We start from the raw sequence: 20320 nt of genomic DNA, 5'->3' as shown, positions 1-20320 counted from the left end.
TTTAAAATCTTATTGGTATTACAATTCTAACAACCCGTTAGTTTTAGAAACACCTTCTGCACTTGCTTTCATGTGCTCTTTTTCAGCATCGCTTAATGGTACATCCACAATTTTCTCAATACCATTTCTTCCTAAAATTACAGGTACACCAATACAGATATCATTTAACCCGTATTCTCCCTCTAAATATGTAGAACATGGGAACATTTTCTTTTGGTCACAAGCAATAGCTTGTACCAAACCACTTACTGCAGCTCCTGGCGCATACCAAGCCGAAGTTCCTAATAATTTAGTTAGAGTTGCCCCACCTACTTTAGTATCTGCTGCAACTTGTTCTAAACGCTCTTCACTTAAAAACTCAGATACCTTAATGCTATTTCTCGTAGCATGGCTTGTTAATGGCACCATACCTTTATCACTATGCCCACCAATTACCATACCGTCTACATCACTAATTGGTGCTTCCAACGCTTCTGCTAATCTATATTTAAAACGTGCAGAATCTAAAGCGCCACCCATACCTATAATTTTATGCTTTGGTAAGTCTGTAGTTTTATGTACCAAGTAAGTCATAGTATCCATTGGGTTACTTACTACAATAAGTATAGTATTTGGAGAATGCTCAATCAAACTAGCAGATACTGTTTTTACAATACCAGCATTAATCCCAATTAATTCTTCTCTAGTCATCCCTGGTTTACGAGGAATACCTGATGTTATTACACAAATATCACTTCCTGCTGTTTTAGAATAGTCATTTGTTACTCCTGTAATTTTGGTATCAAAACCATTTAAAGAAGCTGTTTGCATTAAATCCATAGCTTTACCTTCGGCATAACCTTCTTTAATGTCTAACAATACAACTTCAGATGCAAAATCTTTGATAGCGATATATTCGGCACAACTTGCACCTACTGCTCCTGCTCCAACTACGGTAACTTTCATAATTTTATGTTTAGATTGTTTGTGATTTATGTTTTTAACACAAAAACATAAGATTGCAACTAACTCAATCTTATGATTTAAGTCATGCAAAATTAGTTAATTAAAGCACTTTAAACAATGAAAAGTGACACAAACATTAAGTTAAATCTGCGAATACTAAATCTATAAAAACCCAGCCTATTTTAGAGCAAAGCTTTAAAAATTTCACAAAAAAATTAAGATTAATTCAATTTGAAGTTTTAAACTACAGAGGATTCTATAAAAACTAAGTATTAAACAAGAAAAAAGTGCAACCAAAATAGCTGCACTTTTTAACTAAATTAAATAAAAACTAACTAAAAAAACTAAATAATTATTTATGAAAAAATAATGTCGTTATTATATTTTACCTGAATCCGAAATTGATCCCTAATGAAAAGGCATTAAAATCAGATAAATGATATTCTGCATTAAGCCTAAAAAAGCCTAATTTTAATTTTGTTCCTAGTGTTGCTCTTACTGCTGACACTTCACTTTCTACTGAAAATGGGTCTACAATAGGGTCTGCGGATATTATTCCGTTTGTTACGATATAGGTTCCTAATAAATCAGATTCTGATTTACCTTTAATGTAACCTAAACCTCCATAAAAATTAATTACTGGAAGTTTTGTAGATGCTACTAATGATAAGAGCAAAGTATTTGTTTTATTTTCTATACGTTGATCGCTACCGTTAATTCCTGAAGAATCAGTTAAATCATACTTACCATCTAAGTGTGTATATGCTACTACACCAGAAACAGCAACAGGCCATAATTTGTCTGCTGGTAACCAATCTGTAAATTCAATTTGCAATCCAGCACCATACATACTTAATGAAACTTCATCTGTATCTATAGTTGGCACAAATCGTGCTTTTACCTCTATTCCTTTACTTAAACCTAAAGCTCCTTGAATAAATGCAGTTGGCAATAGATTACCTGTTCCATCTCCAATACCGTCAGGTAATTCTAGGGTTTGACTTTGGTTGCCAAAAATAGGATCTTCATATTCTATATCAACAAATACTGTAGGGTTATTTTCTCCTAACACACTAGCTACCATCTGAGGGTTTCCACCTTGCGTAAAAGAAATGTTATTATAATCAGATGTATTCATATTGAACATCTTCTGATCGTCTCCATACTGAGCTGCACTGGCAATAACAGAAATCTCAAAACCACCAAGTGGTTTTGCCTTACCTGAATTAAACCAGTTAGCGTTCATACTATGCATTAAACCATTTGTTCCTGGTGCTAGATAATCGTTAGCAAAGCGTTCGGCGTCTTCAACACCTGCGGCTAAAAGAGCATCTAAATCATTTTGAGCTTTTGCAAGCGATACTGAAAGCGTAAGTACTATTAGTAAGGTTAATTTTTTCATTATAGTTTTTTGATTTGGTTTTACAAATGTATAAAAAAAATCATACGAAACAACATTTTATCGAAAAAAAATGCATTTCATCGTATTTTTAAACAAAAAATAACCCTAACACTTACGTATTAGGGTTATAATTGGTGTATTATATAGTGTCTATTTACGCATCAATATTCGCATAAATAGCATTTCTTTCGATAAAATCTCTGCGCGGCGGTACTTCGTCTCCCATTAACATAGAGAAAATTCTATCTGCTTCGGTACCATTATCAATTTGTACTTGACGCATAGTTCTAAATTCTGGATCCATAGTGGTATCCCATAATTGTTCAGCGTTCATTTCTCCTAAACCTTTGTAACGTTGAATTTTTGAACCGTCTCCAAATTTTCCTATAATTTCATCTCGCTCTTTATCACTCCAAGCATATTGTTTTTTTGCGCCTCGCTTTACAAGATATAAAGGTGGTGTAGCAATATACACATGCCCATTTTCAACCAACTCTCTCATATATCTAAAAAAGAACGTTAGAATTAATGTAGCAATATGACTACCATCAATATCCGCATCACACATAATAACGATTTTATGATAACGTAATTTAGATAGATTTAAAGCTTTACTATCTTCTTCTGTTCCTATAGTAACTCCTAGTGCTGTAAAAATGTTTTTTATCTCTTCATTCTCAAACACTTTATGTTGCATGGCTTTTTCAACATTTAAAATCTTACCCCTAAGTGGTAAAATAGCTTGAAAATTTCTATCCCTACCTGCTTTTGCTGTACCACCTGCAGAATCTCCCTCAACAAGATACAATTCGCATTTTTCAGGATCTTGCTCAGAACAATCACTTAACTTTCCTGGCAAACCACCAATACTCATTACCGTTTTTCGCTGCACCATTTCACGTGCTTTCTGTGCTGCATGACGTGCTTGGGCTGCAAGTATTACCTTTTGAACTATGGTTTTAGCATCATCTGGATGTTCTTCTAAGTAATCCGTTAACATTTCTGATACTGCTTGACTTACAGATGCAGATACTTCACGGTTACCTAACTTCGTTTTAGTTTGCCCCTCAAATTGTGGTTCTTGTACTTTTACAGAAATAATTGCTGTTAACCCTTCACGGAAGTCATCTCCAGAAATATCAAACTTTAATTTATCTGTTAAACCAGATGAATCTGCATATTTCTTCAAAGTATGAGTCAATCCACGTCTGAATCCTGATAAATGTGTTCCTCCTTCATGCGTATTGATATTATTTACATAAGAATGTAAATTTTCAGAATAAGATGTGTTATAAATCATTGCTACTTCAACAGGAATATTATTTTTTTCTCCTTCAAAAGCAATGACATCTTTCATCAAAGGCTCTCTAGTAGCATCTAGATATTTGATAAATTCTTTAAGACCTTCATCAGAATGAAATGTTTCACCTTCAAACGAACCATCTTCTTTCGTTGCTCTTTTATCCACCAAATGCACTGTAATACCTTTGTTTAAGAATGCTAACTCTCTTAACCTACTCGCTAAGGTATCGTAATTATACTCTAGAGTTTGTGTAAAAATAGTATTGTCTGGCTTAAACGTCACAATAGTTCCATTCTTATCAGAATTACCAACAGTTTTTACAGGATACAATGGCTTACCACGCTCATATTCTTGTTCCCATATTTTACCTTCTCTGTGAACCGTTGCTTTTAAATGTTCGGATAATGCATTTACACAACTTACACCTACACCATGTAACCCTCCTGATACTTTATAGGAATCTTTATCAAACTTACCTCCCGCACCAATTTTAGTCATTACAACTTCTAGTGCAGAGACACCTTCCTTTTTATGAAGACCTACTGGAATACCACGACCATCATCTTCAGTAGTAATTGAGTTATCTTCATTTATAGTTACAGTGATATTATTACAGTGTCCAGCTAAGGCTTCATCAATAGAGTTATCTACAACTTCATATACTAAATGGTGTAAACCTCTAACACCAACATCCCCAATATACATGGACGGACGCATGCGCACATGCTCCATACCTTCTAAAGCCTGAATACTATCAGCTGAGTAATTATGTTTTTTAGCTTCTTCGCTCATATTTTTTCTTAATTTTACTTTAGTTCAGTTCATAAAAAAATGACGCAATTGCATCATTCTCATCTCTAACAAATATACGAAATTCTTAGGCCTTAAAATAGCTTTTTAACGAGTTTATACAATAATTATCAACAATTGTTAATTACACAAAAGTGGCTTAAATCGCTTAAAAAGCATCTTAAATCAAATTTTAGCATGTATTTTTTTAATTTGAAAACTAAAAAATAGAAAAAACACCTTAGGAGTGTAATTTTTAATTCTAATTATTTAAATATTAAGAAAAAAACATCCTTTTTTCTATAATGTTTGGTAGCTTTATAGCGCATTGCTATCAATCTATAAAAACAATACACATGGAAAAGAAATTAATTTTACCTCTATTTTTTGTATTCAGTCTTGGTTACTCTCAAAATATAACCAAATTTACAAGCAATCCATTGACTGATTTTACTATTGTTAATCCGTCTTCCGGTATCGATCAATTACCTTCGGGGATGGATGCTATGTGGACATTTGACAATTTAAATGCCACGGGAACTAACATAGATAGCTACGCTGCTCCCAATGGATCTCAATCTACCACTTTTCCGGGAACAACAACTATTTTAACTGTAACTACACAGGATGGCACACCAACTACTAATGATCTTTTATTGAGAGTGGACGGAACCGGCACATACATAACCGGAATTATACAAGAAGATCTTACACTAAATTACAATACTACAAACGCTTTTATAGGCGTATTCCCCCTTAGTTTTGGAACAAATAATTCTGGCAACGTATCTGGAACATTTAGTTACCAAGGTAACAGTGGCACATTTACAGGAACATTTACTGCTACAATTGATGCTTATGGTATATTAACAATTCCCGGAGATTATTCTGAAACTGTAACACGTTTAAGTATTACTCAAAATTTAAGTTTTAGCATTCCTCCACTATTCAATAATATTGGCACATTATCCCAAACGAGTTATTATTACTACGGAAACACTTCAGATAATATTGATTTTAGGTATAACAATATATCTCTAGTATCTGGTTTTTTAGGTATTAATGTAACTAATGAAACGTATGAACGTAATACTGTCGAAACACTTTCTAACAGTACAATTAACGCAAATACGTTTAGCTTCTACCCTAACCCAGTAAAAGATGTTATTACCATTAATTTAGATAGTACCCTATGGCAAAACATTGATTCTGCTTCAATTTTTAACGTTGAAGGCAGAAAAATCACTAAAAAAACCAACGATTTAAATTCTATATCTGTACAAGGTTTAGAAAAAGGCATTTATTTTCTTGCGCTTAAATCTAAATCTGGAACTATTACCTCCAAAGCTTTTATTAAAAATTAATAATTAAATATGACAGATGTCACTTTTTGCTTGTAAAGTCCAAAGTAATTTTGCTTTGAACTTTACAAGTAAATAGACATGATACTTAAAAAAAGGGTATTAAAAATATGGTTGATATCCATAGCCCTAATTACGCCTCTGTTATTATTAAGTCAAACCGAAAAAAAACGAACACCAAAAATAAAATGGAACATCACTTCTCAAATATGGTTGCGTTATTCTGATTTAAATAGCGGGTCTTTAATTCAGGAAGAGCCCACCTCTGATTTTTTTGATATATCAATTAGAAGATTACGAATTCCTGTGTCTTCTCAAGTAACCCCGAAGATATTTCTATATGCGATTTTTGGTGGAAATAATTTTAATTTTAAAAAGAAGGATCCTCCGCTTGAGGTTTTAGATCTTTACGCTGAATATACATTTGGAAAATATTTTGAAATTGGCGTTGGTAAATCTGGTTGGCAGGGATTAAGTCGCTGGAATATACGCTCTAACAAAACCTTAATGGGACTAGACTCTCCATTATTTACATTAAACTCAGTTGAAAAAAATGATGATTTAGGTCGTTTATTTGGGGTATGGGTAAAAGGACAGATTGGTAAATTTGATTATAGAATGGCATTTAACAGACCCTTTTTTGTAACCGTTATCCCAGATGGCTCAGTAAATTTTGCAAACAATAAACCCCGTGTAAAAACATCTGCTTATTTGAAATATCAATTTTTTGAACACGAATCTAATAAATCTGCCTACCAAGTTGGCACTTACATGCAACACAAAAAAGTTTTTAATGTAGGTGCAGGATTTCAATATCAACCTGAAGCGATGAGCGATGGTGATGCAAGATTGGAGTCTACCACATTTTATGATATGACCCATTTTGCTGTGGATTCATTTTTAAATTTACCACTTGTAAACGGAGATGCTATTACTGCTTATTTAGGTTTTTATGATTACGATTTTGGAGCTAATTATATACGAAATGTTGGTGCAAACAACCCAACATCTGGTGGTGGTACAGATTTTAATGGCCCTGGTGTAGCATTCCCAATGATTGGTACAGGAACAACCTGGTACGGACAATTTGGATACGCCTTTGAAGAAACAAATGTTTTTAATCAAAAAATAGTTATTCAGCCTAATATTTCCATACAACATTCTGATTGGGATAAGTTAGAAGATAAAATGACCGTTTATGATGTTACAATAAACTTTTTTGTAAATAGTTCTCATGGCAACAAATTGAGTTTAGGCTATCAACATAGACCTATATTTGATGCTGAGAGTTTACAACAAAAAAGCTATAAAGGCATGGCTGTATTACAATATCAAATCTCATTGAAATAAGGTTTTAATATACAACAAGCTATGAGCTAAAACTAAAGTTCGCAAATACTCCCAAGTAAAAATTGTGGGAAGCCCACAGCTCAGCGGGAACTTGTAACGGAAAGCCTGCCGAGAGACAGATTCGTTTCTTCTTGTCCTGAAACTGTAGAAAAGTGGGGGTAACGCCATCACACAAATGCAATAAACACATATAATTTAGCCTATTGAATAACAATTTATTACACTATAGACTATATATAATGTTAACAATTACCCTAATTAGTGTAAAAACTTAAAAATTAAAATCAATTTTTTTATCAATTTAGCAATAATGCAATGTGAGGGTAAAAAAAACAGGGATGCTATGTATATTCTGTATATATTTGGCTTTTTAAAACAATGGAAAACAACAATAACAATAATAATTTCAATAATCCTAATTTTTAGGGTTCGGAAGGTTATTGTTCAAACATATAAAAAAGCCTTCCAATTATGGAAGGCTTTTTTTAATATAAAATTTCAGCTATGAGTAAAATTATGACAGTCGACATATTGTCGAGCATTAAAGGAGCGCGGCCTTCTGAGGCTGTGAATAAATTATTTGAAGTTATTAAAAAAGCAAACACATCAAATAATAATTCTTTTAGTAATCATAATAATGCCATTTCTTTAAATGATTTGAGAGACGATGTGATTGTGGATAGTTCTGAAACTGAAAAGCAAATTATCATTGAAAATTTCCCAAAACAAAAAAATAACTACTTGGTAGTTTCTAAAGTAATTGAAAGTTAAATTATGGACTCTCAAATTAGAAAAATCCACCAACTGCTAGTGGATAAGAAAATAACGTGTACACAACTTGTACAAGAAAAGTTAGAAGCTCTAAAACCTAATACGCACAACACTGTTAATGCACTATTAGATGAATTAGCACTTACTTTAGCTGCTAAAGTAGATACAAAAATTGCCAATGGGAAAGCTATTGGTATTTTAGAAGGTATTCCTTTTGGAATTAAAGACGTGTATATGGTACAAGGCACATACACTACTGCTAGTTCAGATTTACTTAAAAAGTATAAATCGGCTTATACAGCAACAGCAATTCAGAAATTATTGGATGCAGGTGCTATACCATTGGTAAAAGAAAATTGTGATAGCTTTGGTCATGGTTCTTCAAGTGAAAACACCATTTTTGGTGCTGTTAAAAACGCTATAAATCCCAACTTAGTTGGTGGAGGTTCTAGTGGTGGCTCTGCTGTTAACGTTGCTAAAGATTACACTGTATTTTCTATAGGAGGAGACACAGGAGGATCTATTCGTCAACCTGCTGGATATAATAATGTTTATGGTTTAAAACCAACCTATGGGCGCGTATCTAGATACGGATTAATGGCTTACGCCTCGTCTACTGATTGTGTTGGACCTATTGCCAAATCTATTGAAGATATTCGCATCGTTTTAAATGTGATAAGCGGACAAGATGGAAAAGACCAAACCTCTTATAGTTCTGATATAATTGCTGAAGACAGCTTATTACATACTGAAAGCATAAAAACTGTTGGTTATTTTAAAAACTTTATTGAAAGTGAAGCAATTGATGTAAAAATAAAGTCGGATTTCTTAACCACTATAGAGAAAATAAAAGCTAAAGGTATTACAGTAAAAGCTTTAGATTTCTTTGAATCTAACACACTTGTTTCAACATATTATACCTTAGCTATGGCTGAAACTGCATCAAACCTTTCTAGACTTGATGGCACAAATTACGGCAATCGTATTGAAGCCGAAGATTTAAAAGAAACGTATGCAATTACACGTTCTGAAAATTTTTCAGAAGAAACCAAACGTAGAATAGTTGGTGGCAATCAAGTATTATCTCAAGGGTTTTCAGATGAAATTTACCTAAAAGGTTTAAACCTTAGAGATCAAATCTCAGAAAATTTTGAACATGATTTTAAAGAGGTTGATATTATTATATCTCCTGTAACACCTAATACTCCTCCTAAAATTGGCGATAGTTTAAAAGACCCATTAGCTATGTATTTATCTGATGCTTATACCGTAGGATTTAGTTTAGGGCAGTTACCAACATTAACCATTCCGCAAGGTACAGATACTGGTTTACAAATTACCGCAGCAAAAACGAATGACGAACTTGTTTTGAAGTTTGCTAACTTCTTAAAAGAGACGATATAATGGAGCTACAACAATTAAATGAGTTGCTAAAAGCACACGAGATAGAGTTGGTAATAGGTCTGGAAACTCATGTTCGATTAAATACCAAAACAAAATTATTTTGTTCCTGTGCAAATGCTGGAGATATCGAAATTCCAAACCATAATATTTGTTCAGTATGTACGGGACAAATGGGTGTCTTACCTGCTATAAATAAAGAAGCGATAGTTAAAGCAATTCACTTTGGAAAAGCAGTAAAATCTACCTTTGAAAATGAAGTGATTTCTTGGGACAGAAAGCATTATGAATACCCTGACAACCCAAAGAATATACAAATTACACAGTTTCATAACCCTGTAATTCCTGACGGACAAGTATCTTGTTTCAGAAATGATGGGTCTCAATTTACAGTGAGTTTAACACAAGTACATATTGAGGAGGATGCTGCAAAGTTAATGCACGAAAAGAAAGTGTCTTTAGTAGACTTCAATAAGGCTGGAGTACCACTAATAGAAATTGTTACAGAGCCTTGTATTCGCCATATTGAAGACGCATCCATTTATGCACAATACATTCAGCGTATTGTTCAGAATTTAGGAATTTCTGAAGCTAATCTTGAAAAAGGAGAATTTAAATCCGATGTTTCTGTGTCGCTTCGTAAAAAGCACACCTACGATTTAAATCCCCGTACCGAAATAAAAAACCTTAACTCGTTTAAGTTTATGGTTGAGGCTTTAAAAGAAGAAGTTGAAAAGCAACTTAATTATTATTTAGAACACAAGGAATTTAGACCAGACCAAACCACGGTGCTTTTTGATGCTGATTTAAAGCAAACTAAGACAATGCGTAAAAAGGAGTTTGAAGCAGATTATCGTTTTATATCTGAACCAGACCTTCCTTTTGTAAACATTAAAGATGTAGTTGATAGTATTGATGTGGATTTAAGCACGCTCCCTTTTGCTGTAGAATCTATTTTAATAAAAGGAGGTGTTTTGCCACAAGACGCTAAATTTTTTACTGGCGATGCTTTACGCTCTTCAACATTTGTAACGATAAACAATATTATAAAAGAACCTTCATTTGTTGCTAAAACATTAACAAATAATATTAAGCCAGAAAATTATTCTAAAATTGAACATATTTCTGATTTTATTGAAATTTTCAGTTTGTTTAAAGCTGAAAAAGTAACACCTGTTTTAGTACAAAATGCTATAAAGTCTTTATTAGCTGACTCAAAATTCGATTATAAAACGTATTTTGATTCTAATACTATTTCCGAAGAAACAATCAAAGAAGCTATTACTAAAGTTATTGTTGAAAATGAAGACGTTGCAAATGATATTAAGGCTGGCAATCAAGGAAAAGCTGGAATATTAGTAGGGAAAGTTATTGGAATTATTGGCAAAGGTGCTTCTGGAAAAGTAATTCGAGAACGTATCTTAGAGCAATTGAAAGGCTCTAATAGTGAATCTATCACTAGTAATTCAGTAAAAAGTGATAAACCAACAACCAATAACCAGCAACCAGCAACCAATAATGAAGAGGAACTTCCTGAAATTCCTATCGTTATCAAGGAACAATATAGAACACATAAGGCTTCTGATTTAAGTGAAGCTTCCATCTCGGAAAAAGTAACTTTAGCAGGTTGGGTATCTAGTGTTCGCGATCATGGAGAATTGATGTTTATTGATTTGCGAGATTCCAGTCATGAAATTTTCCAAGTTCGTATTAGTAGAGAATCGTTTCCTAATCTCGATGAATTAGTAAAACTTAAGCCAGAATCTGTTATCACTGTAACAGGAGAAGTTGTGCAACGTAAAGAAGATGATTACAACCCTTCTTTAAGGACTGGAACTATTGAACTAGAAATTTCAGAATTAGATATTTTAAACTTATCTAAAACATTACCTTTTGAAATAAAACGTGCTCACAAATCCAATGAAACGGTGCGTTTTCAATATAAATATTTAGACCATAGGAATGATGCTGTTAGAAAGGCCATTGTAAATCGCCATAAGGTTATTAAGTTAATGCGTGATATTCTTGATGAACAAGAATTTTTAGAAGTAGAAACCCCTATTTTAACAGCTGGAACTGACGAAGGTGCAAGAGAGTTTATTGTACCCACCCGTAAAAAAGCAGGGTCTTTTTACACGCTTCCACAAGCACCCCAACAATTCAAACAAATTTTGATGGTAAGTGGTTATGAAAAATACTTCCAAATTGCGCGTTGTTTTAGAGATGAAGATTCTCGTGGCGACAGACAACCAGAATTCACACAACTAGATATTGAAATGGCTTATGCCAGTATGCAGGATATTATAGATTTGAATACTAAAATGTTCAATACTATTGTTTCTAAAATCTATGGTAAAAAATGGATTTTACATCCGTTTGAGGTATTGACTTATAAAGAAGCTATGGATTATTACGGTTGTGACAGACCTGATTTACGCTTTGGATTAAAACTTCAGGATATTACAGCTATTGTTAAAGAAACGTCCTTTCAAGTATTTAGCAAACCTATTGATGAAGGTGGTATTGTAAAGTGTATTAAAGTTTCTGCTAAAGAACAAGGAAACAAAAGATTATCTAAAGGTCAAATTGAAAAGTTAACAGCTATTGCTCAAAACCATGGTTTAGGAGGACTAGCATATATTATTGTAAATGAAAACGATTTACAATCTCCCATCATTAAATTTTTAGGAGAGTCTATTGCAGAAAATATCATAAAAACCACCAATGCACAAGTTGGAGATATTGTATTTTTCTCTGCTGCAGATTATGATACTGCCAATAAAGCTTTAGATGCAGTTAGACAAGAATTAGGCAGCATGCTAAAGCTTATTAATCCTAAGGAATTGCGACCTGCTTGGGTAGTAGATTTCCCAATGTTTGAAAAAACTGATGAAGGTAATTGGACATTTACTCATAATCCATTTTCAATGCCTGCTGTTTACGACATTGAAAAACACATTAATGGAAAAGAAGAAGAAATTGGGAGTATTATTGCGCAACAATACGATTTGATTCTTAATGGTTACGAAATTGGCGGGGGCTCAGTGCGTGCACACAAACCTGAAATTTTAGAAGCCACATATAAAAATATGGGCTATGACAAAGATGAAATGATGAAAAGTGTTGGTACAATGTATAATGCTTTTCATTATGGCGCTCCACCCCATGGTGGTATTGCTTGGGGTGTTGATAGGTTGATGATGATTTTAGAGAAAAAAGCATCCATTAGAGAAGTAATGGCATTCCCGAAAACAGGAACTAGTGAAGATTTGTTGTTTGGTTCTCCTTCTCCCCTTTCTGATAAAAAAGTAGAAGAAATGAACGTGAAGGTAATACAGAAATAAACTTCATTCAAATACACAATTTCAATAAAGCCTCAGATATATCTGAGGCTTTTGTTTTTAGGTTATATATTGTAACTTAGACACATTGAGCAATTAACTATTACACCCTTTTTCTAATGAAATATGAAGGACTAATTAATTCTTAATAAGTATAAATAATATTTGATGTGACAGAAAAAAACATACGTATTTCAGAACGAGAAATACAGAATACGCTTTATAAACTACTAGTTAAATATAAATTTACAGAAGAAAAAGCCAGATTAATCGCTAAAACACATACTGAGAGCTCCTTAGTTGGTGTAAATTCTCATGGTATCAATCGCATACCGCTTTTTATAGATTATATTAAAAAAGGAGTTGTAAACGTTAACGCTAAAGCAGAAAAGGTAGAAAGTTTTGGGAGTATAGAACGTTGGGACGGTAATTTTGGATCTGGTGTTATTAATGCGATAACATGTACAAATAGAGCTACTGAACTTGCAAAAACGCACGGCATGGGTTTGGTAGCACTAAGAAACACCAACCACTGGATGAGAGGTGGTACTTACGGTAACCTTGCTGCTGATGCTGGATGCATCTCAATTCTTTTTACAAATACGCAACCTAACATGCCGGCTTGGGGTGGTAAAGACAGCCGAATAGGCAATAATCCATTTATTGCAGCTATACCACGTAAAAATGGACATGTTATTTTAGATATGGCTATATCTCAGTTCTCATTTGGAAAGATAAACGAATACAAATTAAGAGGAGAAAAACTCCCCTTTTATGGTGGCTGGGATGATAACGATACACTCTCAAAAGATCCTGAAAAGATATCATTAAAAGAAAGAGGATTGCCTATAGGCTTTTGGAAAGGTTCTGCTTTTTCTATAGTTTTAGATATGTTAGCTACATTGTTATCCGCAGGAAATTCTACCTATAAAATAAGTTTAAAACCTATTGAAACTGGTATTTCACAAGTATATTTATGCATCTATCCTGAGGTTTTTAATGACAATGGACTTCAAGAGAAGCTTGTAAATGAAATTATTGATTATACCCATAACGTTGAACCAATACACCCTGATGATAAAACGTATTATCCTGGAGAAAGAAGTTTACTTAGAAAAGCTGAAAATTTAAAAAATGGAATTTCTGTAAATAAAAACATCTGGGATAAAATTATAATGCTATCTCAATAAGTTGATGAAATGAAAATTGTAATTATCTTCATTACATTATTAGCCTTCAAAAACCTGGCATATAGCCAGACCAAATTCATATATAATGAAAATGGTTTATTGCCTCAATATGTGGATACTTCAATCGATAGCTTATCTAAAACCAAACTTTATAATAGCACACTAAATTGGATAACAAAAACCTATAACACTCCTGACATTAAAATTAATAATCAAATTATCCTCTTATCTGGTGTAAAAGAAAACTTAATAAAAGTAGATAAACGTTTTTTACACATAAAATACACCATAGAAATTAGCTTTGAAGAAGGACTTTACTCCTTCAAACCTTTGCGAATACAATCAAAAACCAATAGTAAATATGATATGGGTTGGAAAGATTTTAGTTTAACAGATGGGAAGGTCTATTTCAAAAAAGGAAAAGTAATTAAAAAGACGAAACCTTATGTTAAAGATATTCCTGCGCTTTTAAACGAAATTAACACAAGCCTTTATCATATATTGACATCAGAATAATAAAGTGTTTATCAAACTTTATTTTCTAAGTCCTCCGACATATAGTACAATCGTTTTAGACTTCTTTTTAAAGTAGTAAACCTGTAGATACCAATAATAAAAAACAAAGCACTAAAAATTAAGGATGCCAATGCTAAGTATTTAAAATTTGGAAACTCCTTTAATTGATATAAGGCAATACTACCTATTAACAAGTATAAGGAAGATCTAATGTAAGATAAGAGTGTTCTTTCGTTAGCCAAACGCGTGCGCTCAATAGCCAAATAATCTCTTAAAATAACTTTTTCGTCTGGTTTAAAGTCCCTACTAAATTTCAAAACCTTGTTTTTAGTGTTCTTATATCATCAAAAGTACTATAAATTTTGTCAGTTCTCAGGTAATTTATGCATTGTAAGCACTAATAATTCTGATAAATCTTCTAAAAAGATGTAAACTTTAACAAAGCTTAACGACTTTTACCAAAACTTTAAAGGTATTCCTTCTTAAATTTGAAAAAATCAAAAATCTTAAAATTTAATATGAAAAAGTCAAAACTTATAGCAGTACTTACTTTTGCATTTATCATGCTATTTAGTACGAATATTGAAGCACAAAAATTCTCTAAATTAGATAAAAGTCCTATGGATGCTGCTGCTTTCCCAAGAGATTATAAAGTATCAGACAAACTTATAAAAATTGTATATAGTAGACCTCAACTTAAAGGAAGAGCATTATCTAAGTTAGCTCCAAATGGAAAAGTTTGGAGAACAGGAGCTAATGAAGCTGCTGAATTAACTTTATATACAGATATGAAATTAGGAGATACTAAAATTAAAGCTGGTGCTTATACCTTTTATGTAATTCCTGGAGAGAGCGAGTGGACTGCAATTTTAAGTACAGATTTAAATGTTTGGGGGTCTTACTTCTATAACGAAGAAAATGATGTAGCTCGCATATCGGTTCCTGTAAATTCAGCTGATGAATCTATAGAAGCCTTCTCTATAACATTTACTGAAGTAGAAAACGGTGTACATATGCACTTAGGTTGGGGAGCTGTTAGAGTAGCCGTGCCCTTCACTAAATAATTTTAATCAGTTTAGTTCAATAAAAAAAGCCTTGATAACTCAAGGCTTTTTTTATTTCGATATCTGAAAACACTCATTAATTTCAAAATATATTTTCTGCTCCTAAAACTACTGTATTGCTATTGTCATGATAATTTAAGATTCTAAATTTACAGGATTAGATGAATACAAATTCTTTCAAAACTTTATGATACTAAAACTAACAGAATCAAAAGACGAACTCCATCAAATACTTGAACTACAAAACAAAAATTATTACAAAAGTATTTCTCATGAAGTTAAGACTTCAGAAGGTTTTGTAACAGTAAAGCATTCGTTAAAGGTATTAGAAGAAATGAATTGTAAGTCCAAACATGTTATTGCTGTTGATAATGGGAAAGTAGTAGCTTATGCTTTAACTATGCTAAAAGACTATAAAAATTTAATTCCAATTCTTGTTCCTATGTTTAACACATTTGAGCATGTATTATATAAAAACTCGAAACTTAGTGATTTGAATTATTATGTTATGGGACAAATATGTATTGCTGAAGACTATCGTGGTAAAGGTGTATTTAAATCTCTATATAATAAGCATAAAGAAACATATTCAGATCAATACAACCTTTGCGTAACCGAAGTTTCTGCTAGCAATCCTAGATCACTTAGAGCTCATGAAAAAACAGGATTTAAAATCATACATACTTTTAGAGATACTACAGACGAATGGAATATTCTATCTTGGGATTGGGAATAAGAACAAATACTTTTTCACAAAATTATTTTGAATAATTTGGTGTTAAAGAAGTAAACTAACCTTACTATCAATTTATCAATTAAGGTATATTCAAGTATTTATGTGTTTGAAGAGACACCTTCCATTTTGGATGCTTCATTACATAATCTACAATTAATGGAACTACCTTATCACGCTTACTCCATTCAGGCTGCAAATATAGTATGCAATCTTTATTCACTTTGGCCGCTTGCTCTTCGGCGAAACGCAAATCGTCTTTATTATAAACAATAACCTTTAATTCATCAGCTTCCTTGTACACCTCGTTAGTAGGTAATTTCATCTTCTTTGGAGATAAACATATCCAATCCCACTTACCTGTTAATTTATACGCTCCAGAGGTCTCAATATGTGTTTGAAGTCCGTTTGCTTTTAGCTGGGCGGTTAACTCTGTCATATCCCAAGTCAACGGTTCACCACCAGTAACTACAATGGTATCACTATATTTTTTAGCATTTTCCACGATTTTAGTAGTTTCTGTTGGTGGATGTAATGCTGCATTCCAACTTTCTTTTACATCACACCAATGGCAACCTACATCACAACCTCCAATACGTATAAAATAAGCTGCAGTACCTTTATGGTAACCCTCGCCCTGTATTGTATAGAACTCTTCCATTAATGGTAACATGAGTCCTTTTTCTACTAATATTTCTATGTCCTTATTCATGAGCGCGCAAAGATACAAATTCAAATATTTTAAATTTGTTTTGTATTTCGTCGATTTTTTTTAGCTTTACATCGATTTTTAATCTGTAAGTTGTTATGCTCTCAAACATAAAAAAAATAATTGTTTTGATATTATTGTTTAATATCAAAAACTTTTCAAGTTACGCACAAGTTGGAATAGGAACTACTTCTCCTGATCCATCCTCTGTTTTGCATATTTCCTCATCTAATCGAGGACTCTTACCTCCAATAGTAAACTTAACAGGCACTTTCGACGTTACCACAGTACCATCTCCCGCTGAAGGCTTAATGGTTTATAGCCCTTCTTCCAACACTGCTATTCAATCGGGAATTTATATTTTTAATGGAATACAATGGTTGAGACTTATGACTGAAGTACCAACACAACAACGATTAATAAGAGATATTATAGGCATAAGTAATGTTAGTTTTTCCGCTTACAACTCATATAACAGCTATGGTGGTTATACATCCTTATTCGATGATATTGATAATACAGGTGCGGCAACCTTTCATTCTTCCAGAAACCCAAGTACTACTGTAGATTGGGGTTTTGGTATTAACTTACCTTCAGCATACACTATAAATCAAATTATACTTAACGGCAGAAATGACTGTTGTACCAATAGAATTGAGAATATTATTATAGAACTTTACAATGCTGGTGCATTGGTACATACAACTACAGCAATTAACACATCTGTAACTGGCGACAATACACTAAACATACCAAGTGTATTAGCAGATGAGATAAGATTAGTAGTCGAGAATGGCGGCAATGCTGGAGGTGGTGGTGTTATAAATTTTTCTGAGTTGACGATTTATGCCCAATAGAGAATCTAACTTCCTTAAATACCTTTTTTCTCCTTATGTAAAACCTCTCTTTTATGACATAGTTACATACACCACCTTTTTTCTAGTAATGGTTCCATAACTTAATTCATGAGTAAACAAAAACATAAATCTAAAGTAATTTTATACGAAACTCATTTTAATGTATTTTTTTCGCTTCGTCGTGTTTTCTTATATTTGTTATTGTTAATTGCTAAAAAACACCTCAAAGTCTCTCAAAATGAATAATATAGTATACATATTTCTGTTGTGTATAATCATCAGTTCTAGCTCTTATGCCCAAGTAGGCATTGGCACAACAAATCCTGATGATTCTTCTGTTTTAGATATAGAATCTACTGATAAAGGTGTTTTAATCCCTAGGCTTACCACGGCACAAATTAATGCAATTATAGATCCAGCTAATGGTTTAATGGTATATAATACTGATCTTAAAGAATTTCAATTTAATTGTGGATCTATAGCTACTCCAGATTGGAGCAAGATTTCGCACCCATCATCGGTTAAATATAGTAATTCAGACACAACAACAAATATTAATAATAATGGTTCTTATGCCAGCATTCCTATTTTTGGTACTTTAAGCTGGAATGATGATACCACATTATATACTCAAGCTGGAAATACTTTAACAATTAATACCACTGGGCGTTATAAAATTACAGTAAATATAGCCTACAGAGTTCCTACTGTTAATAATAATTCTGATCAAAGAGTATCAGTTGAAGCCCAAATAGCCATAAATGGAACACCAACTGGCACAATAGGAAATACAGGTTATGTGAGACATAATGCTGGACATGTAGAAGCTTCACTGCATATTACTGAAGTATTTAACATTACCGCAGGACAAACCATTAGTGTACAAACCATTAGAGGAGGAAACTCTGCACCCGCAGTTTTTAGAAGTGCTGGCACCTCAAATATCTACATAGAAAAAATAAAATAAAGTTTAATGCCATAAGCAATTTTTTGTTCTTCATTTTTCCTGTATTTTTATACAAAATATAAGGTATGAGTACAAAAGACACTTTTTTTAAATATATTACTGAAGGCAATACAACCAAAGGTGACTACATACCTATAGGGGCAGCCATGTTAGATGGAGAAACCGTAACTGGCGCACATGTAAAAATACCACTAAAAACCTTGAACCGTCATGGGTTGATAGCAGGAGCAACAGGAACAGGTAAAACAAAATCGCTACAGGTTTTGGCTGAAAATCTGAGCGACAAAGGAATTCCTGTATTACTAATGGATATTAAAGGAGATTTAAGTGGGTTAGCGCAACCAAGTCCTGGGCATCCAAAAATTGATGAGCGTCATGAAAAAATTGGTTTACCCTTTGAAGCAAAAGCTTTTCCTGTTGAAGTTTTAACATTATCCGAACAAGACGGTGTACGTTTAAGAGCAACTATTAGCGAATTTGGGCCTGTATTATTATCTAGAATTTTAGATTTAACTGAAACCCAATCAGGAATTGTCTCAGTAATTTTCAAATATTGTGATGATAATAAATTACCTCTACTCGATTTAAAAGACTTTAAAAAAATATTACAATATGCTACCCAAGAAGGTAAAGCCGAATTTACTGAAGCTTATGGACGAATTTCAACTGCTTCTACAGGTGCAATTCTTCGTAAAATTATAGAATTAGAACAACAAGGTGCTGATTTGTTTTTTGGCGAAACATCTTTTGATGTTGATGATTTATTACGTGTTGATGATGAGGGCAGAGGCTACATAAATATTATTAGATTAACAGATATTCAAGATAAACCTAAATTATTCTCAACATTTATGCTGAGTTTATTGGCCGAGATCTATTCAACATTTCCAGAACAAGGCGACAGTGGAAGACCTGAATTGATACTATTTATAGATGAAGCACATTTAATATTTAATGAAGCTTCAAAAGCACTCTTAGATCAAATTGAAAGCATTGTAAAATTGATTAGAAGTAAAGGCGTAGGTTTATATTTTGTTACACAAAACCCGGCAGACGTCCCAGAGGAAGTATTAGGTCAGTTAGGTTTAAAAGTACAACATGCTTTAAGAGCATTTACTGCAAAAGACAGGAAAGCTATTAAGTTAACTGCCCAAAACTATCCAGATTCTGAGTATTATGATACTACAGATGTTTTAACCTCGCTAGGAATTGGAGAAGCTTTAGTATCTGCTTTAGACGAAAAAGGGAGACCAACACCTCTTGCAGCAACAATGATGCGGGCACCAATGAGTAGAATGGATGTTTTAACAAATACTGAATTAGCATCATTACTTTCTAAATCAAAGCTGACTAAAAAGTACAATGAAACAATAGATAGAGAAAGTGCTTATGAGTTATTAAATGAAAAAATAAAAAAAGCCGAAGCTGAAGAAGCTAAAGAAAAAGCGAAACAAGAAAAAGAAGCACTTGAAAAGGCAAAGGCAAAAAAAAGGACCACTTCTTCCCGTCGAAAAAGTACACGCATGAATCCTGTAGTAAAAGTACTTACCAGTGCTACTTTTATAAGAAGTGTTTTTGGCATTCTTACTAAAGTAATGCGTAAATAATTCAATACCCCAAC

General features: G+C 32.9%; 17 protein-coding genes. 12 read left to right on the top strand and 5 right to left on the bottom strand.

Translation table 11 applies throughout. The features are described from left to right. Positions 1–18: 18 nt before the first annotated feature. From EYD46_RS14745 to gyrB, 3 genes are all read right to left on the bottom strand, one after another. Entirely contained in the window at positions 19–945 is a 927-nt protein-coding gene (locus tag EYD46_RS14745; protein ID WP_130937940.1) for a malate dehydrogenase, read from the bottom strand. Between the two features lie 385 nt (positions 946–1330). Next, entirely contained in the window at positions 1331–2347 is a 1017-nt protein-coding gene (locus EYD46_RS14740; RefSeq protein ID WP_130937939.1) for a DUF6588 family protein, read from the bottom strand. 154 nt (positions 2348–2501) lie between these two features. Beyond that, on the bottom strand, positions 2502–4442 hold the full coding sequence (gyrB, locus tag EYD46_RS14735; protein ID WP_130937938.1) for a DNA topoisomerase (ATP-hydrolyzing) subunit B: 1941 nt from the start codon (positions 4440–4442) through the stop codon (positions 2502–2504). 353 nt (positions 4443–4795) lie between these two features. Between gyrB and EYD46_RS14730 the strand changes: the two genes are divergently transcribed. The 7 genes from EYD46_RS14730 (at position 4796) to EYD46_RS14700 (ending at position 14369) form a co-directional block, all read left to right on the top strand. Next, complete coding sequence (locus tag EYD46_RS14730) at positions 4796–5803, top strand: T9SS type A sorting domain-containing protein (RefSeq protein WP_165454392.1); 1008 nt, start codon at positions 4796–4798, stop codon at positions 5801–5803. Between the two features lie 78 nt (positions 5804–5881). Beyond that, positions 5882–7150, top strand: coding sequence for a porin (locus tag EYD46_RS14725; RefSeq protein WP_130937936.1), 1269 nt, complete (start codon positions 5882–5884; stop codon positions 7148–7150). A gap of 516 nt (positions 7151–7666) precedes the next feature. Next, a complete protein-coding gene (locus EYD46_RS14720; protein ID WP_130937935.1) occupies positions 7667–7921 on the top strand; it encodes an Asp-tRNA(Asn)/Glu-tRNA(Gln) amidotransferase subunit GatC in 255 nt (84 codons plus the stop codon). Positions 7922–7924: 3 nt separating this feature from the next. Further along, positions 7925–9325 (top strand): amidase family protein, encoded by a 1401-nt coding sequence (locus EYD46_RS14715; protein ID WP_130937934.1) that lies wholly within the window; start codon positions 7925–7927, stop codon positions 9323–9325. Beyond that, a complete protein-coding gene (gatB/aspS, locus tag EYD46_RS14710) occupies positions 9325–12666 on the top strand; it encodes a bifunctional amidotransferase subunit GatB/aspartate--tRNA ligase AspS (RefSeq protein ID WP_130937933.1) in 3342 nt (1113 codons plus the stop codon). The genes EYD46_RS14715 and gatB/aspS overlap by 1 nt, the downstream gene beginning before the upstream one ends. 167 nt (positions 12667–12833) lie before the next feature. After that, a complete protein-coding gene (yiaK, locus tag EYD46_RS14705; RefSeq protein WP_206662897.1) occupies positions 12834–13853 on the top strand; it encodes a 3-dehydro-L-gulonate 2-dehydrogenase in 1020 nt (339 codons plus the stop codon). 9 nt (positions 13854–13862) lie between these two features. Continuing rightward, positions 13863–14369, top strand: a complete 507-nt coding sequence (locus tag EYD46_RS14700) for a hypothetical protein (RefSeq protein WP_130937932.1) — start codon at positions 13863–13865, stop codon at positions 14367–14369. Positions 14370–14380: 11 nt separating this feature from the next. Here EYD46_RS14700 and EYD46_RS14695 read toward each other — a convergent pair whose 3' ends face one another. Then, positions 14381–14686: a DUF202 domain-containing protein gene (locus EYD46_RS14695; RefSeq protein WP_130937931.1), complete on the bottom strand. Its 306-nt coding sequence runs from the start codon at positions 14684–14686 to the stop codon at positions 14381–14383. 201 nt (positions 14687–14887) lie between these two features. Between EYD46_RS14695 and EYD46_RS14690 the strand changes: the two genes are divergently transcribed. Beyond that, positions 14888–15433 carry a DUF2911 domain-containing protein gene (locus EYD46_RS14690; RefSeq protein ID WP_130937930.1) on the top strand — a complete coding sequence of 182 codons (546 nt, stop codon included), beginning with the start codon at positions 14888–14890 and terminating at the stop codon, positions 15431–15433. A 187-nt stretch (positions 15434–15620) separates the two neighbouring features. Continuing rightward, on the top strand, positions 15621–16169 hold the full coding sequence (locus EYD46_RS14685) for a GNAT family N-acetyltransferase (protein WP_130937929.1): 549 nt from the start codon (positions 15621–15623) through the stop codon (positions 16167–16169). A gap of 79 nt (positions 16170–16248) precedes the next feature. On the opposite strand, the gene EYD46_RS14680 is transcribed toward EYD46_RS14685, so the two are convergent. Further along, the gene (locus EYD46_RS14680) at positions 16249–16878 is read right to left on the bottom strand and encodes a 7-carboxy-7-deazaguanine synthase QueE (protein ID WP_130937928.1); all 630 of its coding nucleotides are present in this window, start codon (positions 16876–16878) and stop codon (positions 16249–16251) included. A gap of 95 nt (positions 16879–16973) precedes the next feature. Here EYD46_RS14680 and EYD46_RS14675 point away from each other — a divergent pair, with 95 nt between their 5' ends. From EYD46_RS14675 to EYD46_RS14665, 3 genes are all read left to right on the top strand, one after another. Beyond that, a complete protein-coding gene (locus tag EYD46_RS14675) occupies positions 16974–17732 on the top strand; it encodes a discoidin/SUN/FTP domain-containing protein (protein WP_130937927.1) in 759 nt (252 codons plus the stop codon). 238 nt (positions 17733–17970) lie between these two features. Then, positions 17971–18699 carry a hypothetical protein gene (locus tag EYD46_RS14670; RefSeq protein ID WP_130937926.1) on the top strand — a complete coding sequence of 243 codons (729 nt, stop codon included), beginning with the start codon at positions 17971–17973 and terminating at the stop codon, positions 18697–18699. A 65-nt stretch (positions 18700–18764) separates the two neighbouring features. Further along, positions 18765–20306, top strand: a complete 1542-nt coding sequence (locus EYD46_RS14665; RefSeq protein ID WP_130937925.1) for a helicase HerA-like domain-containing protein — start codon at positions 18765–18767, stop codon at positions 20304–20306. The last annotated feature ends 14 nt before the right edge of the window (positions 20307–20320 follow it).

Origin of the sequence: Hyunsoonleella pacifica (assembly GCF_004310335.1) — a bacterium.
GTDB classification, from domain to species: Bacteria; Bacteroidota; Bacteroidia; order Flavobacteriales; family Flavobacteriaceae; genus Jejuia; species Jejuia pacifica.
The sequence above is the reverse complement of the archived record's forward strand: the minus strand, read 5'-3'. Positions and strand labels throughout refer to the sequence as shown.